This window comes from Bradyrhizobium sp. LeoB3, assembly GCF_055456055.1.
In genome coordinates this window covers 1-16603 of record NZ_JBVBEF010000091.1, presented here as the reverse complement: position 1 = coordinate 16603, position 16603 = coordinate 1, and the positions used below count along the sequence as shown (strand labels likewise).

Sequence of the window (16603 nt, the reverse complement as noted above, 5' to 3'; positions counted from 1 at the left end):
GCGAACCACTATAGTTCTCACCATTGATGAAGACCGGATATCGGATGGCGCTGGTGAAGTGGACGAGATCGCTCCGCGACGTCCAAAGCTCCGCCGTGCTACGCAAGCCCATCCAGCGTGCAAGCCCGATATGGTCCAGCATCACTACCAGATTCGCTCTCATTGGCCCCGAAAAGCTCGCGAACGTCTTTGCCGCTGCAAGGTCGGGTCATAATCAGCACCCGCGATCAGTTGGCGTCGTAATTCGCCTAACGCATTCCTTGCCTGTTGGGCTCCGGGGGTAATCCCGACGATGGCAATCCGGGCGCCGTGCTGGATATGCTCGAAGGGTGCATAGCTGATCGCAAGCGGATACTGCTGCGCGAGGAGAAGGCGGCCACCAAGAGTGACATCGGCGGCAATCTCGCTCTCATGTACCTCCGCAATCAGGTTTGCGAAGCGGTGTAGTTCTGATCCTGACTTCATTTCTCTTCACTTCGTCGAGTCATCCGCGGACACCACCGTTCGACCTTCATGCGGCACGATCAAGGATCACTCGTCTCAGCCCCCGCGAGAAGACTTCCGCCGCGCTCCGCTGCCTTCCGTTGATTAAGAGCGAAGAGGTTGGCTAGAGCGTCATCATCGGAGATATCTGCCAGCCAGCAGTAGGCGTGTGCGACTGCGGCATCAAGAGCCCTATGAGCCTGATCCAGCCATGCCGGTCTCTCGTTATATAGATTCGTCAACGTGCGCCTCTTAAGTATCTGCTCTGCTTCGGGGCTCACGGGCAGAATGCGATCTGGAAAGCCAGGCACGACTTCCGGTTCGCGTCGAATAAGATCGGCCGGTTTCAGCCAGTTCTCGCGAAGCTCATTCAAGCGAGCCGCCGCGGCAGCGATGGTTATGGCGCGATTGTCAGTTGCGTAATCAGCGGCGGGTATATCTGGCGAAAGTCCGTCCGGGAATGGGAAGGTTTCAAAACAGGTCAGATTATTGTAGCGGCGCTGATTGCCCGCTCCCATTCGATTACCTATTGCCGTTGCCCAGAGATCGTGAAAGCGCGACTGGAGAATGCCAAAGGTGGTGTCATTCGCCCCCGGAAAGACGATCAGATTTTTGTCTGGCAGTACCGGATATGAAAGCCAAGCAAACACGCGGTGCTCTGCCGTCTCCGGGGTAACAAGATAGCGATCAATCTTTGATATTTTTGAACGCATATCGGGTCGAGGCCAGTACGGCTCCCACCAGCGCTCTCGGGCGTGTTGATCGCGCGCTTGCTGCCTTTCTTCACGAAGCAATTTGGAGGCGGCGTCATCCGGATCGTAGAGAGCGGAGCTAAGGTATTCGAATGGGGCCTGCCAGAGCGCGACATCCTGTGGACGGAGAAGAAGCGGGAAGTCGATCAACCAGCGATCGGTCGATCCGCTGACAATCTCATCTCCATTCATGTATGGTTTCAGGACGTCTGCATTTGGTCGGCCGTTCGGATTTACCGGCATTCTGAGCCATCGTCGCGCAGTCGTTCCGTCGATGTCGAACGGCCCGCTCTTCTGAATGCCGAGGAGACTACGACCGCGATTCTCTGCCAACCTAGAGGCGGTGCTAAAGTCCGTCCCGCTCGTCAAACTCGCATTTATGGCTGGCACCTCGCGTCCATTAAGTTTAGCGGGGACTGGCACGTTATTCCTTCCACCGAAGCAGACCAGCGCCACGCGCACCGCAGCACCATCGACCACCCATGGCTCGTTTGCATAAGCGCTATAAATGGTGAGGTCATCGGTGATGCGACGCATGACCGGAAGGTTTGTGTTCTTCGCGATCGACTTAGTCGCAACCAAGCCAACAAAGGTGGTTGAGCCTGCGGCAACCGCAGCCCGTGCCTTTTCGAACCAGTAGCAAACAAGATCGGTGAAGCCCGGCAATCTGTCGCCAAAGATCGTACGGACACGTTCGGTATTCTCTACCCCCAAAGAGCGCTTCATAATTTTGGCGCCAAGGAACGGCGGATTGCCGATGATGACGTCGGCAGCCGGCCACTCAGCCTCTGTCCACACTGGGTCGGCCCCCTCGTGAGGAGGCTTCAGCGTGAGGAGCGCATCTCGGCACTCGATTGTCTCCATAGGCTTCAGAACTGGGTTCTGTGCCGCAGGGAAGCCGTTCTTCAGCATCCACTGGATTTCACCAATCCAAACCGACACCCTTGCCAGTTCAGCGGCGTAAGGATTGATCTCTATACCTTTCACGACCTCGGGTCCGATCGAAGGAAACCTTCGTGGAAGCCCTATAGCTTCAGCCTCGACCTGAGTGCGGTGCTCCAGATCCTTCAATTCCCGAAGCGCGATATAGAGGAAGTTGCCCGAGCCACAGGCAGGATCGAGAACGCGGAAGTCAGCGAGGCGTTTCAGGTGCCGATCAAGCACAGCTTGCGCGTCTTTGCGGGCTACTGTCGCCTGCCCCAAAGCAGCCGACGCAGCGCGACCGCCCTTCGTTTTCGCCTCGTTATCCAGCCGCTGGGCCTTGTCCATTAACGCTGCAATATTGCCCTTCGCGCGTTCCCACTCGGCAACCAACGGTTCAACCACGACCGGCTGAACGATCAGCATGATCTTCTCGCGATCGGTGTAGTGAGCCCCAAGTTGGCTGCGCTTATCAGGGTCTAGACCACGTTCAAAAAGAGTTCCAAGTATCGATGGATCGACATCGCCCCAATATCGGGCTGATGCATCGCGAACGATCTTGATCTCATCGCGTGTTAGCGCGAAGACACGATCATCATTGAAGAGTCCACCATTGAACCAAGCGACCTTCTCGAAACCGACTCGTCCGCCACTCTTCATTGCGGAGAAGAGAGTCCGCGCGAAATCTTCGAATTCGGTTGGATCGTCGATGGCGCGGTCCAGCATCCGCGTGAACATAGTCTCAGGAAGCAGTTTCACGTCTTCTGCAAACATGCAGAATACGAGTTTGTTGATGAAATGGGCCACCTCTTCGGGCGGGTTCCCGCGAGAGCGAAGCGATCGGGCCAAGTTGGCGAACTCGCCGGCGACCTCTTCAGTCAACTCCTGGCGTGTTTTCTTAGGTCGCAGAGCTTCCGGATCAGTGAACGCAGACTTCAGCCATCCACGCTTCTCGGCATCACCCAACTCTACGATTGGAATGACGTAGGTATGTGAAACTGAGTTCGTCCAGTTCGTATGGATATGGATCGTGGTTCCGATGTCGGAGACGATAAGCAGCGGCGGGTTATCAAGGGCGACAGCATAACGTTGAAGCTGTGAGAATGCCGTCTCTAAGTTTGCGTGAGTTCCCTTGTACTCCCAGCCGAAATGCTCGCGTTTGAAGACATCTGCAAACCCGCGCCCGCCAGTCGTTTTCGTTGCACCGACCTCGAATGCGTAATCAAGGCCGCTTGCGTCGACTTCGGCCGGCGTCTTCTCACCCAAAACGCGGCATAGGTCGATGAAATGCTCCTGCGCCGCAGCTCGCTCCTTAAGTTTTGAGTTTTGCCACTTCGTTATGAACTCGTGCGGCGTCATGATTCCCCCAGATTCTGTCGATGGTTGTAACCGCCAAAACTACGGGTGTCATGAGGTGCGACAGACCTTTGCACTGCTGCGACCTGTCTGAGCTGGCGGAAGATACTCGTCGAATTTTGCTGGCGTGAATATCTGTTGCCAACCTTGTCCTCAAGTGCCTTCGCACCGAGCCAGGTGGATGGAGCCGATTGCCCTCTGGCATCAATCCCCAAGAAGTCGACGCGGCGAGTAGGAGCTTGCCGCCGATTTGATAGCCCATTCGCCGAGACATTCGCAGCCCAGTCCAGGATGTCTGCCCGAGCTTCAAGAATTTTCTCAAGAAACGCCTTTTCGCGACGGGCGCCCAGAAAGGACTTCAAGCCCTCGTCGAGCGGATAGATCTTTAGCCGTTCGGGCAAGTGCAGGGTAGAGCCGCGCAAGAATGCGCAAGTGATCACTGTCTGTCTTGCCGTGCACGTAGAGTTCAACTAATTCCGGCGATATCGCCACGATCCCAGCGAACGCATCGGTCACAGTCGGATGGCGGAACACCCAACGAGGGCCGTCCCTCCGCAGCGTCGCGCTTCTTGTTTGCCGCGTGTGGAGCGCAGCTAAATCGGGCGCCGCTCGATACAAAGCTTATATGCGTACTCCGAAAACTGAGCACCCGTCCTCCACTTCTTCCGCGCCGGAGAGAACGTGAAGCTCAACAGGCGGCGCAACATATCCCGATACTGCGGCGACTGATAGTATGGAGGTCCTCCGCCGTCAGAGCCTAGGGTGTTGATCACGTTCGTCTGAAAGGCCAACTGATCGACGCCGGAGGGCGGATTCTCAGCCAAGTCGTACCAAGCGAACGCAAATCCTTGATAGCTCAGGCAGAGCGGTTGAGCGGCTTGGTCGCGCCGACATTCTGCGATGTTCTCCGGCGTGTCGGTGCGTCGATCGCGAAGTTTACTGCAAGCGCCCTGAGCGATCCGATTGGTCCATGCCTGACCTTGCTGAATAGTTTCAGCTTGGTCATCGGCTGCCGACGCGGCCGACGCCGCACATACACCCAGCGCTAAGGCGATCGTCACCAGCCCCGAAGCCCACTCCCACCCAAGCCTGCCTGTCATCGCCGCCCCCTATCCTAGCTTGCGCATTGAAGCGCGAGAAGTCAACGAAACACAATCACCATTTCTCCTCTTGAGGCGAAAGAAGCCGCGTTAACCCGTGAGAGCTTTTCGCCGCTTTGCGCCTTTCCCGGTCTCGACGTCATCAGGCATGGTGCTTCACTATCAACTGAGCAATTGCAAACGTGCGTATTTGGTTCATCTCTGTCGAGAGTGTCCTGTTGTGCAGCGCGAGCAGCCCCCTCCGCGAAGGGCCGTGCGCCTCGCTCACGAGGCACTTCATTCGCGAGTCGGCTCGCGCATGTGTTCAAGAATTTGCAGGAGACGAAACGCTGGATTGTTGGCATCGGACGTGGACGAGCTTGCCAATACGCGCAATTCGTCGATAGCATCCCGGTACACGCTGTTTATGAACAACTCGAAGCCGATACCCCTTAGCGGCGCAACCAAGCCCGGACGAACGACCGGTGACCAGAACATGAAGCGGGCGTTGAAATCAGGAAGGTGCAGATGTCGCTCCGCATACAATTTCTGTCGCGCATGCTTGTCAGCCAATTTAGCTATGGTGGCTTCGCCTCCTCCGCCGATCAACAATCCATCCAGATGCGTGGTCACCTCGCAAAGGTAGACGTTGCGGGTGACGAAATCGAAGCCAATCACGTCAAGCTCGCCCAGCCCCTGAAGACCCCCGCCCTGCGGGCGGGCATTGTAGTCAACCACGCTGCATCCGAGTACGAGCTTTAGATAGGCTCCGACAAGATACTCACCCATCTCGGTCGGCATGGCCTTTGCTCTCCCATTTCGCGTCAGGTTTGACTGTTGTGCTCGGGGCCACCATTAAATTCGACGAACTGGCCTGTTCGCTCATCGTATCGCCAACAGGCCCGGGTGACGTGCCCACTAGAGAACGTGCCGCGATATCGAATGATCACCCAGAAGAATAGCTCTTTCCCGCCCAGGTCCGCGGCGTCCCCTTGATAGGGATCAATTATCACGTGATCCCAGGCAAGTCCTTCATACAAGTCGTTTCGCGGTTCGCCCGGCACAAGGACAGCGGACACCGCAAGGGGATGGTTGTAGTCGTAGTTCGCGGGCGGCAGCGGCTCATGGTGCACGCTCAGGCTGACTTGCACGTGCTCGATGACCGCAGGAAGCTTCCCATAGTTTGCGACCGAGTATTTGACGCTTAATGTCGATCCAGTTTCCCCCTCATTCTCCCATTGGTCGATCTTGAGAGAACTGACATTGTAGACGAAGACATATGGACGCTCGATTTTAGTGAGCATGTCTTCAGCAACGCGGGCCTGTCGCGTGGCCGCGGCCGACACGACCTTGGCATCCTCCAAGCTAACGCGGATTAAGCGAAGCTGATAGATGAAGAGGGCAGCTTGGGCTGTCGCCACAAAGAATTGCAGTCCAGTGAAAAAGCCACTGGCATCCTTAGAAAACCAACCCCATGCCTCGCCTGCCCGCGTGGCTGACACAAGCACCGTCCCCACCGCGAGAGCGGCAATGGAGAGCAAGCAGCCTATAACGACCTCGGGCACCCGTCGTGGCCCCTTCACTGCTGTGTCCTCCATACTTTGCATCCTGTCTCGCTAATTTTCATTGCTATCGATCAACCGAATAACTGCGCCAATACGGTCGTTCAATTGCGTAGGCACGTCGATCGCCTGTGGACGCATGACAAAATCCTGCGCCAAAAATTGCCGGCGCCACTCACGACTCTGGCGATAAGCCATTAGATCGAGATCGGTATTCGCGGTGGCGGAGCAGCGCCCTCACGATTGATCGCCCCTCGCGGCCGCCAACCTAGCCCAATGCAAGCGTCTTTTTCTGGCGGGTATATTTTGGCCCCACCGTGAGACCGCTTTTTTCAAGCGTCGGATCAATCATCGACGTTGTAAAGATGATCTGGTGCGGGAATTTTGCCTTCTGCGATTCGCGAACGATGAGCCGCTGATAGTTATGGCTACGCTCTTGCTCCATCCCCTTGTCTTCGATGTTATCCATCAGCAAAAACTTCGGATGCCAAAATTCGGCATCGTAACAGGCAGCAAGAAACAGCGACAGGATCGCGGTGTTCTTCAACACAACATTGCTGCTTTCGGCAAAATTCATCTTGCCATTGACGAGCATCGCATCGTCGCCGAAATTGACAGAGAAAGAATCTGGGTTTTCGAAACTGTCTTCTCGCGGCAAGTCGTCAGTTAAGAGGCGCCGACCGATGGCGCTAACAGCGTTCATGGCCTTTCTGGTCCGCGTAGTAGATGAAGCTTCTAGCGTCTTCAATCTTGCTTTCAGGCGCTCGATCTCGTCATTCAAATTGGCTCGCTCTTTAGAGAGTTCATCGATCTTTTGTATCGTCGCGCGCAGCTCTTCAAGATACGCGATTTCGTGCTCAAGCCGGCCCAGGCGCTTGTTTCGCTCGGCCAGAAAGCTTTCTCGCGGCGAATTACTTACGTCATACCGCCCCGCGAACTCAGCGACTGCGACCGCATAGTCGCGCCGTCTGGCTCGCAATTCACCTTGCAGATCCTCTAGCTCCGCGGCTTTCGACTTCAGAAGCTGCTGCGATTCACGGACCTGAAGCTCATTGTCTATCTTGAGTTCGAAATACTTCGACTTGGCCTTATCCTCATCAATCTCCTGGTGGCACACGATGCAATGCTTACTATCTTTGCCTTCCAAGGGCTTTAAACATGCTGGGCAATACTGAAATTCGATCGTGCCAAGCTTCTCTGACAGCTCTTCTGATGCCCCTAACGAAGCGAGCTGGTTTGTGAGGTGCTCCACAAACATTCCTATCTCGGAAATCTCATCTGCGAGGTCGCTCGAACGCTGTTCTTGCTCCTGAAGTTCAGAGGCCAATCTTCGCAGCTTGGCTTGCATTGCGCGCCGATCAGCGACGAATTTATCGGACTGTTCGCCGGCAACATGCGAATCGACGTTGGCGATCTCGCGTTGAAGCACGGTTCTTTTAGAGACAATCTCGCTAATCCGTGTTTCCAAGGCGGCTATCGATGCTAGGCCTTCCGACCTCGGCAAGGTGAGCAGGGCGGCTTTATACAGCCGATCTTTCTCGGCATAATCAGAATTTAGCTGACGCAGTTTGATCTGAGTCTCGTACAGTTCATAGCCATTCACGCCAATCACTAGCTGCCCGACAGCTTCGCGAATATCGCGAGTATCGAAACTCTCAAACCGAAAGAGCTTTCCCGCCGGGGTTTGCTGATCAGAATAGAGGAGCCGCATGATCTGATGCATCGTGACATTCGAATTGTCGACGTTTGGGGCCTCCGGGATTCCCGCCGCTCTGAAAAGAACTTGTGTGAAAGATAGCTCTTTGCCTCCGGGCGGACGCCGAATGGGCACTCTTTGCCATTCGTCAATTCCCCTCGAAAGCGAGTCTTCGAGTCCTCCAAAGAAGACGAGGACGGGCTCTTGCTTGCTCCCAACATTTCTGTGAACAGTCAGCAGAGAGCTTTCCGTCTCGATCTCCAGCCGGACAGCGCTGCATTGCGCAGCCGCATCTTTCCAGCGATCGAACTCGCCACCGAGGCCATAGAAAAGAAAATCCGATATCGTCGATTTCCCGGAGCTGTTTTCACCGCGAATGATGTTGACGCCACGATGAAACACCTCATCGTATGCGGCTTTGTTTCCGTGAGTGATCCTTACACGGTTGACTGCGAAGAATGAAACCAATGCTATGTTCCCAGACGCCTGAGGCCCGTAACCGCCCGCAAGCCGCCCTTGCCTTGCCCAATTGATGCAAACTCTGTGGTGAGGAAATGAAGTACACCTTCTTCGGTCGGAAGAACTAGTCGGCCCCCCATACCGTTCGCCAGCACGTTTCCCGTCTCGCTGAGACTGTATTGATCCTTGTCAACAAGTTCGAGACGGAGAAGCCCTTTTCCTGTCAGATTGTGAAGAGCCTGGGACTGTATTCCACCCATCTTGCTGTAAAGGATTGGCGGTGATGGATACTTTAGAAAAGTTTGGTCGGGCTTCGCGATTTTCAGGGAGGTAAACGCACGCCGCACGTCAGCCGTCATGTGCGTGAGGTGCAGTAGACTTGGATTGGCCAGATAGAAGTCTGAGATAAACAGACGATCGCGAGTGGGTGCCGCGCCCTTCCATCTGATCAATAAGGCGAGATACCGACGTATCGTGTCATAAACATCAAGTTGGGCGTACCACTGGCGATACCTCATGGCTTGTCCCATCGAATATGACATCGCTCAGTCAGGAAATAGAGTGCATTCATGATCGTCACAGATGTAGCATTCTTGTCGGCATACTTCGCGCTGAGCGGATCCACCACATGCGTTTGAACGGCCGCTAGAACGGTTGCGTTGTCGGCTCCGCCGCAGATCAGCGGATGGAAGATCAAGCTCTGAAAACGCTGCTCAATGTCGGCGAGTAGATTGTTGTACAGAGTGGAGGACGCAGTCTTTAGTCCGTGCTTCGCGAACGAGCGCGCAAACTTGTTTTGTGCATCATTGGCATAGCCGTACTCGTGCTCGCGCCCTGCCGCAGTCATCTTTTCAAATAGGTCTCGCCTATCGCGACTGCTTTCCTCGCCTAGATTGTCGTCGTCAAACGGCGCAGCCTCTTCTAGTTCAGCTACGGTGACCATGGGCACCAGCTTCTTCAGCTTTCGCAGAACACTCGTGTAGACCAAGCTGCTGCGGCTGCTCGGCTTACAGATATTCAAATGATCCGCATCGATGGGGATAGGCATGCTTGCGTTGACACCGGGATCGGCACTTTTTGCGTCCACGATCACCGCCAGCTTATGAGTTTTGTGCATCTCATGATAGGCGGTGACATGGATGTTGCGGGTCTGACAGAACGTCCGAAAGCTTGCGTTGAGTTCATCGAGTTGGGAGCTGTCTTCCAGGAGCTTGTCAACATGCGGAGAACTGAAGCACCCGGAGAACAATTTTAGAATGTCAGCCAGACTGGACCCACTGTGAGGAGTGGCAAGGAACAGCACACCCCAACAGCTGTCTGCAATCTTGTGCCAGTCTTCGTCAGGCGAGTCCTTGGCCGTGCGGAGGATTTGTTTGACGAGGAGGCCTCCCAAGCTGTGACAAACGAAAACGAGTGGGCGGTTCCCGAACTCGTATCCCGCCAAAGTTTCGAGGACGTTCTTTGCGCGTTGATAAAGGTCCATTTCCTTCTTTGCCCATTGAGCAAAGAGGCTTGCTGGATAGCCCAATGTATAAAAATTGAGATGCGGCAGATCAGCTACAAGCCACTTCGGCCAGTAAGGCCCCTCCGCTTCAAGGGTATCTTTGGACGACCACGTTTCGACAGGGTCACCGGTTAGACCGTGTACGAAGATGACGTCCGCGGAGCCGCCGTTTGCTGAAATAGTCGCAAAGAAGGTCGAGCTAGTGGACAAGCGAAACTCATTGAATCGAGAATTTGCAACCTAAAAGATATCGCAGTTTGCGCAAGATACGTAAGATGCTTTGTCCTAGACTAAGGTTGGGTCGTTCAAAAGCGGGCTCGGGCGCGAAGCCCAACCAAGGCAAGAGCAATAGGGGCGCACCTTGCCACCGGGACGGGAGCCGGGCGTATTGTGAGAAGCGGCAAGAAAGAAGCTGCAAGCTCGGAGCCGCAGAGGTAATGCAATGGGCCACCCAAGAGTGCCACACAAAAAAGATCGGTGGACCGAAAAGCCAATAAAATCAAAGTCGAACGGGATCGTTGTCTCAGTTCAATCCTGTCTGGCAGTTGCTTACTTCTCGACCGTGCTCTTCGTCCCTGTTGAGCGAGCCTTCCAGCGGAAGTTTATGAGCTGGGCGGGGCGTAGGCTTGTTGATCACAGCAACCCGCAGCAGCATGATTTGGCTTTGGGATAGGATTTTTACAAACCCATCCATTTCGTAGCGATCGGGGCTATCGCCCTCGCGCGGCGGTCTAGCCGACGTATTCCCAACGTTCCTAGTCGATGCGGGAGAACCGGTTCAACGAATGCCGCGGTCCGGCGGCAGTGCTGATACAACCTGCCTCCATCGATAGTGGCCGCCAACGGGAGTATTCGCGGCAACACCGGAGACCTTTCGCGGCTTCCGACTCGCGTGTCTGCTTGCGGCCGGAATACGTGGCTGGGGTGGCGGGCACCCAAATGACTAGACTCCAATTCGGAATCATTTGTCACCTCGGTTGAGCGACAGAGATTCAAAACCGGCCCCCATGAGGGCCTTGTTTTTCGCCGAAATGCCGTACTGTACCAATTCCCGACGTTCTAGGATTCGGAGAAAAACGCGTTCTCCTCCCCATTCGCGGCTCGTTTTCAGTACGACCAGCATTCTCCAGGGCAAAAAGATTCACGAAAACGGCCGAGTTTTCGGGCCCGTCTCCGTTTCGAGGTACGAAATTTCGAAGCAAAGTGGCGGTGGGAGGGCGATTCGAACTATCGGTACGGTTCAGTGAAAGTAACACGAGCTAAATCGCTGAGGACGGTGCATCAACTCACCTCGTGAATGGCCGACCTCTCCGCCGTTAACCTTCGTTAACGCGACCTTTTTATAGGCCACATATTTCCGGCACACGTCTCGTCGCGCGCGAGGTGCCCCGGCCTGTCCATGCCCCCCGGGGGGTAATTTTCGCAAGTCCCGTCATCCGACCCGACGCGGCTACGGCACGCGACCACTCCCGTCGCATCAGCCATAGCCAGCGAGTCCAAGAGTGAAACATGATTTTTATGCGGAAGTGTCGGCGCGGATCATTGCAGAGCTAGAAGCCGGCGCGGCGCCGTGGATTAAGCCATGGTCCGCAACGCCCGGCGCGAACACGCCATCCAACGCTGTGAGCAATCGACCCTACTCCGGATGCAACGTCGTGTTGCTGTGGATGGCGCAGGCGGCGGGATATCGCACGCCGCGCTTTCTCACGTTCAAGCAAGCGCTAGAGCTTGGTGGCATCGTGCGAAAAGGCGAGCGCGGCACGAAAGTGTATTTCGTGAAACAGCTGCAAATCAAGGAAGATGCGGAAGGCGGCACTTCAACGCGACTGGTCCCGATGATGCGGGAATACACCGTATTCAATGTCGATCAATGCGAAAACCTCCCCCCTGGCATCACCGCAGGAAAGCGGACGCGCGTTCGTAATCCTGATACTCGCGACGACCTAGCCGACGAATTTTTGCGTTCAACCGGCGCGGACATACGCGAAGGTCACGGCGAGGCGTGCTACGTGCCGAGCCGAGATTTCATCTCCATGCCGGCGTTTGAAGCCTTTAGAGGCGCGGATCACTTTTACGGCACGGTGTTCCACGAACTTTCCCACTGGACAGGGCACAAAAGCCGGCTCGATCGTGACCTGAAAAACCGTTTTGGCTCGCGCAACTACGCGGCCGAAGAACTGATTGCGGAGCTCGGCGCTGCATTCCTGTGTGCAGAGTTTGGCTTCGACGGTGATCTCCGGCACGCGGGTTATATCGCGACCTGGATCGACCTCCTGAAGGCCGACAGACGGGCGTTCTTCACCGCTTGCAGCCAGGCGTCCAAGGTTGCCGGCTACCTGCGCGGCATGGCTTTGGCCGAGCCGGCGGACGTTGCTGCTTGAGGCGCGGCCGTGCCCCATCCCGCACACGCCCATGAGGCGTTCTTCGACATCCACCCGGTAACCGGTGCCTCCATCGAGGCGTTCTTTGCCGATCGATCGCTGGAAAACTTCGGATGGCGCGGCGCGGGTTGGTTCTGGTGGCCACGTCGGCGCGGGTTCGCGCCAGCCGGTGCAGCAGTTGGCCCGTTTCCTACTGGGTACGCTGCGTACCGGAATGCGATGGCCTCGTCAGCCACCGTGGAATTCGGCGGATGCAACACAATTCCGCCACCGCGGCTCGCCTAGCGAGGAGCAGCTAAGGTTGCAAAGCGGTTGCAACGCCGCTCGTGGCGAACCGACCGAGCGAAGCCCTCTCCCGATTTTTCAATGATGTTTCAGAAGGTTAAATGGTGCCCAGGGGCGGAATCGAACCACCGACACTGCGATTTTCAGTCGCATGCTCTACCAACTGAGCTACCTGGGCAGGTCGCGAGACGGCCGGAAAAGGCCGAGCGAGCGGGCGGGTTATAGTGGGGTGGAGGGCCGCTGTCCACCCGCCTTCGCCTTTGGGTACGGCGCGGCGAGCCCGGCCTGGCGGAGGGATCCTGATCGAACCGGCCTTTTCCACAACTTATTGGTAAATCTAACCTATTCCTCCTCGGCCTGGTCGTCACGGCCGGGGACGATGTAGGTGCCGGAGAGCCAGCGGTTGAGGTCGACGTCACGGCAGCGGGCGGAACAGAACGGGCGGAACGCATGCTCGGCGGGCTTGCCGCAGATCGGGCACGGTCTGGACGGCTTCTCGGCCTTCGCAGGCGCCTCCGCGGCGCCCGCCTGTTTTCGCTGTTCCGGCATTCAACCAACCGTAGCGGTGTTCAGCCAGCCGTATCGGATCGGAAAACCTTCGCCGCCGAGCAGCGTGACCGTTTCATAGAGCGGCAGGCCCACGACATTGCTGTAGGAACCGACCATCTTGACCACGAAGGAGCCGGCGATGCCCTGCACGGCGTAGCCGCCAGCTTTGCTGCGCCACTCGCCCGAACCGATATAGGCCTGGATGTCATCCTCACTCAAACGCTTGAAACGCACGCGGGTTTCGACCAGGCGCTGGCGGAACGCTTCCCTCGGGGTCACGATGCAAATCGCGGTGTAGACGCGGTGGTTACGGCCCGACAGCAGTCTCAGGCACTGCGCGGCCTCATCCACCAACTCGGCCTTGGGGAGGATGCGGCGGCCGACCGCGACCACGGTGTCGGCAGCCAGGATGAAGGAGCCGCGGATGTCGTCGTCGAGCTGCACCGATTTCAGCGCCGCTTCCGCCTTGGCCCGCGCCAGGCGGTTGGCGCAGGCGCGCGGCAGCTCGCCCCGCCGCGGGGTCTCGTCGACATCGGCCGGACGCAGCGCATCCGGCTCGATGCCGGCCTGGTTGAGCAATGCCAGCCGCCGCGGCGAGCCGGAAGCAAGAACGAGTTTGGGACGGCCAAGCATGCAGGCTCTTGGAAGAAGCAGGATTGGGTGGGTAAGCGCGCGCGGAACCTATCGGAAGGGGCCTTGTTTCACAACCGTGGAACCCGGCTGCGAATCATTTCCATCAGGGAGGATACGCGCCCCATAAGCACAGCTCTTTGTCAGGGAAGCGACAAGGGGGCAGCCGTGAGCGCGCGGCCAATGATGACATCTGACTGCCGGTCCTGTGCGTGCGGAGAGAATCGCTCATCCGGCGCCTCGCGCCACCTTCTCCCACAAGGAGAAGGTTGCGGTGCGAGCTGATGTGCCCTCATCCCTTGTGGGAGAGGGCGGCTCAGGGGGTGGACGCGGACTCGATTGGGTGAGGGGTTGGCTCCGCGTGCGCTCGTCTCTCGATAGACCGGGGACCCTCACCCGGATTGCATCTGGCGATGCAATCCTGCCTCTCCCTTGCAGGGAGAGGCAGGAGTGTGTGGCAGCGACGTGGGCAATTATACGCCTACTCGTTCGTGGCACCGGCCTTGGCAAAACGGCGGCGGATGCGGGTCAGGAGACCGTCGCAGACTTCGCGATAGGCCTGCAGTTTCTGCTCCCGGTTGCCTTCGGTGCCGGTCGGGTCGTGGGTCGGCCAGTATTCGACGTCGGCGGCGAGCGTGCGGGTCAGCTCCAGCGCCTTGTGGTGGGCTTCCGGGGACAACGTGACGATGAGGTCGAAGTTCAGCCCTTCCCAATCCTCGAGCTCGTCGAAGGTGATCGGCTTGTGGGCGGAGATATCCTGGCCGAGTTCGCCCATCACGGCGACCGCGAACGGATCGAGCTCGCCCTTTTTCACGCCGGCGGAGCGCACATAAAGCCCTTGCGGGAACATCTGCTGCAGCAGGCTCGCCGCCATCGGCGAGCGCACGCTGTTCTGGCCGCATGCGAACAATACGGCCTGCGGATTGCGCGCGGGCGGCGCCCCCATCGCTCAAGCTTTGTTGGATTGCGGCCGCGCGCGCCTCATGCGTCCTGCCCCTTCCAGTGGAGGACGCAGATCAGCGTGAACAGCCGCCGCGCGGTTTCGAAATCGACCCGCACCTTGCCCTTCAGCCGCTCCTGCAGCGTGCGCGAGCCCTCGTCATGGATGCCGCGGCGGCCCATGTCGATGGCCTCGATCTTGTCCGGCGTCGCGGTGCGGATCGCCTGGTAGTAGCTGTCGCAGATCATGAAATAGTCCTTCACGATCCGCCGGAACGGCGTCAGCGACAACAGATGCGCCACGACAGGCGTGCCGTCCTCCCGCCTGATGTCGAACATCAGACGGTTCCCGGTGATGGCGATGTGCAGCGTGTACGGCCCGCTCTCCGCGCCGGCCGGCGCGAACAGGTTCTGCTCGATCAAATCGTAGATCGCGATCGCGCGCTCATGCTCGATATCCGGCCCGGAACGCCCGATCGATTCCTCATCGAGCGTCACCGCGACGATGCGATTGTTGGGGTCCTCCTCAGTGGGCGGCTTGTTCATGACAGATTGAGGCGCAATCCGACGGAACGGGAATGGGCGTCCAGCCCCTCGGCCTTGCCGAGAGTCATCGCGGCCGGCCCCAGGGCGCGCAACTGGTCGGGGCCGCATTTCAGGATCGAGGTCCGCTTCATGAAGTCGAGCACGCCGAGGCCGGACGAGAACCGTGCCGAGCGCGCGGTCGGCAGCACATGGTTTGAGCCGCCGACATAATCGCCGATCGCTTCCGGCGTATGCGGGCCCAGGAAGATCGCGCCGGCGTTGCGGACCTTTGCCGCGAACGCTTCGGCATCCGCGGTCATGACCTCCAGATGCTCGGCCGCGATCGCATTCGCGAGCGGTACCGCATCGTCGAGCTTCTTCACCAGGATGATCGCGCCGAAATCATTCCACGAGGCGCGCGCGATTTCCGCGCGCGGCAGCGTTGCGAGCTGCGCTTCCACCGCACGCTCGACATCGGCGGCGAGCCGCGCAGAATCGGTGATCAGGATCGATTGCGCGCTCGTATCATGCTCGGCCTGCGCCAGCAGATCGGCGGCGATCCAGTCGGCATTGCCGGTGTCGTCGGCGATGACAAGCACTTCGGATGGGCCAGCGATCATGTCGATGCCGACCTTGCCGAACACCAGCCGTTTGGCAGCGGCAACATACGCGTTGCCGGGGCCGACGATTTTTGCAACGGGCGCGATCGTGGCCGTGCCATAGGCGAGCGCCGCCACTGCCTGCGCGCCGCCGACGCGATAGATCTCGGAGACGCCGCCGAGATGGGCGGCCGCCAGCACCAGCGGGTTGAGCCTGCCGTCGGGCGCCGGCACCACCATCACCACGCGCGGGACGCCGGCAACCTTGGCCGGCACCGCGTTCATCAGCACGGAGGACGGGTAGGCCGCGGTGCCGCCGGGCACGTAAAGCCCGACGGCCTCGACCGCGCTCCAGCGCCAGCCGAGCTCGACGCCGAGCGGGTCGACAAAGCGCTCGTCCTTCGGCATCTGGCGCTGATGGAAGCTCTCGATGCGATCGCGGGCGAGCTTGAGCGCGTCGACCGTGGCGGCATCGCAGGCCGTCACCGCGGCATCGATCTCCGCCGCGGTGACGCGCAGGCCGGCGGCGTCGAGCTCGAGCCGGTCGAATTTGCGGGTCGCCTCGATCAGCGCGGCATCGCCCCGCGCCACCACATCGTCGACGATCGCCCGCGTGGCGCGCTCGACATCGGCCGACACCTCGCGCTTGGCGGCAAGGAAGGCGGCAAAACGCTGCTCGAAATCGGCGCTGCTTCGGTCCAGGCGGAGGGGCATGGGGCGTTCTTGAATTTGGATTCAGGGTCCCTGCTCAATGGCGCGGCGGATAGGGGCCGTCAACCCTCGATGGCGGACAAAGGGGCCGAGCGGTAGATGGGGTAACGGGCCGCGGTCTGCCCTCCAAGCAAGCCGCGCTTGCTACGGCGCTATGGGTGGCGCGCTGCGC

At 58.4% G+C, this 16603-nt stretch carries 14 protein-coding genes and 1 tRNA gene; 1 reads left to right on the top strand and 14 read right to left on the bottom strand.

Annotation, left to right across the window (positions count from 1 at the left end; translation table 11 throughout):
• Nucleotides 1–159: 159 nt before the first annotated feature.
• The 8 genes from ACZXDY_RS36090 to ACZXDY_RS36055 form a co-directional block, all read right to left on the bottom strand.
• Nucleotides 160–465, bottom strand: a complete 306-nt coding sequence (locus ACZXDY_RS36090; protein WP_464348807.1) for a hypothetical protein — start codon at nucleotides 463–465, stop codon at nucleotides 160–162.
• A 59-nt stretch (nucleotides 466–524) separates the two neighbouring features.
• A complete protein-coding gene (locus ACZXDY_RS36085; protein WP_464348806.1) occupies nucleotides 525–3515 on the bottom strand; it encodes a class I SAM-dependent DNA methyltransferase in 2991 nt (996 codons plus the stop codon).
• 590 nt (nucleotides 3516–4105) lie between these two features.
• A complete protein-coding gene (locus ACZXDY_RS36080; protein WP_464348805.1) occupies nucleotides 4106–4612 on the bottom strand; it encodes a hypothetical protein in 507 nt (168 codons plus the stop codon).
• Between the two features lie 276 nt (nucleotides 4613–4888).
• Nucleotides 4889–5392 (bottom strand): hypothetical protein, encoded by a 504-nt coding sequence (locus ACZXDY_RS36075; protein WP_464348804.1) that lies wholly within the window; start codon nucleotides 5390–5392, stop codon nucleotides 4889–4891.
• A 23-nt stretch (nucleotides 5393–5415) separates the two neighbouring features.
• Complete coding sequence (locus tag ACZXDY_RS36070) at nucleotides 5416–6189, bottom strand: hypothetical protein (RefSeq protein ID WP_464348803.1); 774 nt, start codon at nucleotides 6187–6189, stop codon at nucleotides 5416–5418.
• Nucleotides 6190–6421: 232 nt separating this feature from the next.
• Entirely contained in the window at nucleotides 6422–8317 is a 1896-nt protein-coding gene (locus ACZXDY_RS36065; RefSeq protein WP_464348802.1) for an AAA family ATPase, read from the bottom strand.
• A 2-nt stretch (nucleotides 8318–8319) separates the two neighbouring features.
• Nucleotides 8320–8826 (bottom strand): ABC-three component system middle component 5, encoded by a 507-nt coding sequence (locus ACZXDY_RS36060; RefSeq protein ID WP_454624160.1) that lies wholly within the window; start codon nucleotides 8824–8826, stop codon nucleotides 8320–8322.
• A complete protein-coding gene (locus ACZXDY_RS36055; protein WP_464348801.1) occupies nucleotides 8823–10022 on the bottom strand; it encodes an ABC-three component system protein in 1200 nt (399 codons plus the stop codon). The genes ACZXDY_RS36060 and ACZXDY_RS36055 overlap by 4 nt, the downstream gene beginning before the upstream one ends.
• A 1292-nt stretch (nucleotides 10023–11314) precedes the next feature.
• Between ACZXDY_RS36055 and ACZXDY_RS36050 the strand changes: the two genes are divergently transcribed.
• Nucleotides 11315–12193, top strand: a complete 879-nt coding sequence (locus tag ACZXDY_RS36050; RefSeq protein WP_464348800.1) for an ArdC family protein — start codon at nucleotides 11315–11317, stop codon at nucleotides 12191–12193.
• A 387-nt stretch (nucleotides 12194–12580) separates the two neighbouring features.
• On the opposite strand, the gene ACZXDY_RS36045 is transcribed toward ACZXDY_RS36050, so the two are convergent.
• From ACZXDY_RS36045 to hisD, 6 genes are all read right to left on the bottom strand, one after another.
• Nucleotides 12581–12656, bottom strand: a tRNA-Phe gene (locus ACZXDY_RS36045).
• Nucleotides 12657–12820: 164 nt separating this feature from the next.
• Nucleotides 12821–13027 (bottom strand): DNA gyrase inhibitor YacG, encoded by a 207-nt coding sequence (yacG, locus tag ACZXDY_RS36040; RefSeq protein WP_130229817.1) that lies wholly within the window; start codon nucleotides 13025–13027, stop codon nucleotides 12821–12823.
• Nucleotides 13028–13660, bottom strand: a complete 633-nt coding sequence (locus ACZXDY_RS36035) for a Maf-like protein (RefSeq protein ID WP_464348799.1) — start codon at nucleotides 13658–13660, stop codon at nucleotides 13028–13030.
• 478 nt (nucleotides 13661–14138) lie between these two features.
• Entirely contained in the window at nucleotides 14139–14603 is a 465-nt protein-coding gene (locus tag ACZXDY_RS36030; RefSeq protein ID WP_028164430.1) for an arsenate-mycothiol transferase ArsC, read from the bottom strand.
• A 35-nt stretch (nucleotides 14604–14638) separates the two neighbouring features.
• On the bottom strand, nucleotides 14639–15142 hold the full coding sequence (locus tag ACZXDY_RS36025; RefSeq protein ID WP_028164429.1) for a UPF0262 family protein: 504 nt from the start codon (nucleotides 15140–15142) through the stop codon (nucleotides 14639–14641).
• Nucleotides 15139–16434 (bottom strand): histidinol dehydrogenase, encoded by a 1296-nt coding sequence (gene hisD, locus ACZXDY_RS36020; protein WP_464348798.1) that lies wholly within the window; start codon nucleotides 16432–16434, stop codon nucleotides 15139–15141. The genes ACZXDY_RS36025 and hisD overlap by 4 nt, the downstream gene beginning before the upstream one ends.
• Between the last annotated feature and the right edge of the window lie 169 nt (nucleotides 16435–16603).

What these genes read in the sequence shown, in the direction of transcription:
- ACZXDY_RS36025 (WP_028164429.1), bottom strand. Translation starts at nt 15,142, where the DNA reads ATGAACAAGCCGCCCACTGAGGAGGACCCCAACAATCGCATCGTCGCG.
- ACZXDY_RS36035 (WP_464348799.1), bottom strand. Translation starts at nt 13,660, where the DNA reads ATGCTTGGCCGTCCCAAACTCGTTCTTGCTTCCGGCTCGCCGCGGCGG.
- ACZXDY_RS36090 (WP_464348807.1), bottom strand. Translation starts at nt 465, where the DNA reads ATGAAGTCAGGATCAGAACTACACCGCTTCGCAAACCTGATTGCGGAG.
- ACZXDY_RS36070 (WP_464348803.1), bottom strand. Translation starts at nt 6,189, where the DNA reads ATGGAGGACACAGCAGTGAAGGGGCCACGACGGGTGCCCGAGGTCGTT.
- ACZXDY_RS36060 (WP_454624160.1), bottom strand. Translation starts at nt 8,826, where the DNA reads ATGAGGTATCGCCAGTGGTACGCCCAACTTGATGTTTATGACACGATA.
- ACZXDY_RS36085 (WP_464348806.1), bottom strand. Translation starts at nt 3,515, where the DNA reads ATGACGCCGCACGAGTTCATAACGAAGTGGCAAAACTCAAAACTTAAG.
- yacG (WP_130229817.1), bottom strand. Translation starts at nt 13,027, where the DNA reads ATGCCGGAACAGCGAAAACAGGCGGGCGCCGCGGAGGCGCCTGCGAAG.
- hisD (WP_464348798.1), bottom strand. Translation starts at nt 16,434, where the DNA reads ATGCCCCTCCGCCTGGACCGAAGCAGCGCCGATTTCGAGCAGCGTTTT.
- ACZXDY_RS36080 (WP_464348805.1), bottom strand. Translation starts at nt 4,612, where the DNA reads ATGACAGGCAGGCTTGGGTGGGAGTGGGCTTCGGGGCTGGTGACGATC.
- ACZXDY_RS36075 (WP_464348804.1), bottom strand. Translation starts at nt 5,392, where the DNA reads ATGCCGACCGAGATGGGTGAGTATCTTGTCGGAGCCTATCTAAAGCTC.
- ACZXDY_RS36030 (WP_028164430.1), bottom strand. Translation starts at nt 14,603, where the DNA reads ATGGGGGCGCCGCCCGCGCGCAATCCGCAGGCCGTATTGTTCGCATGC.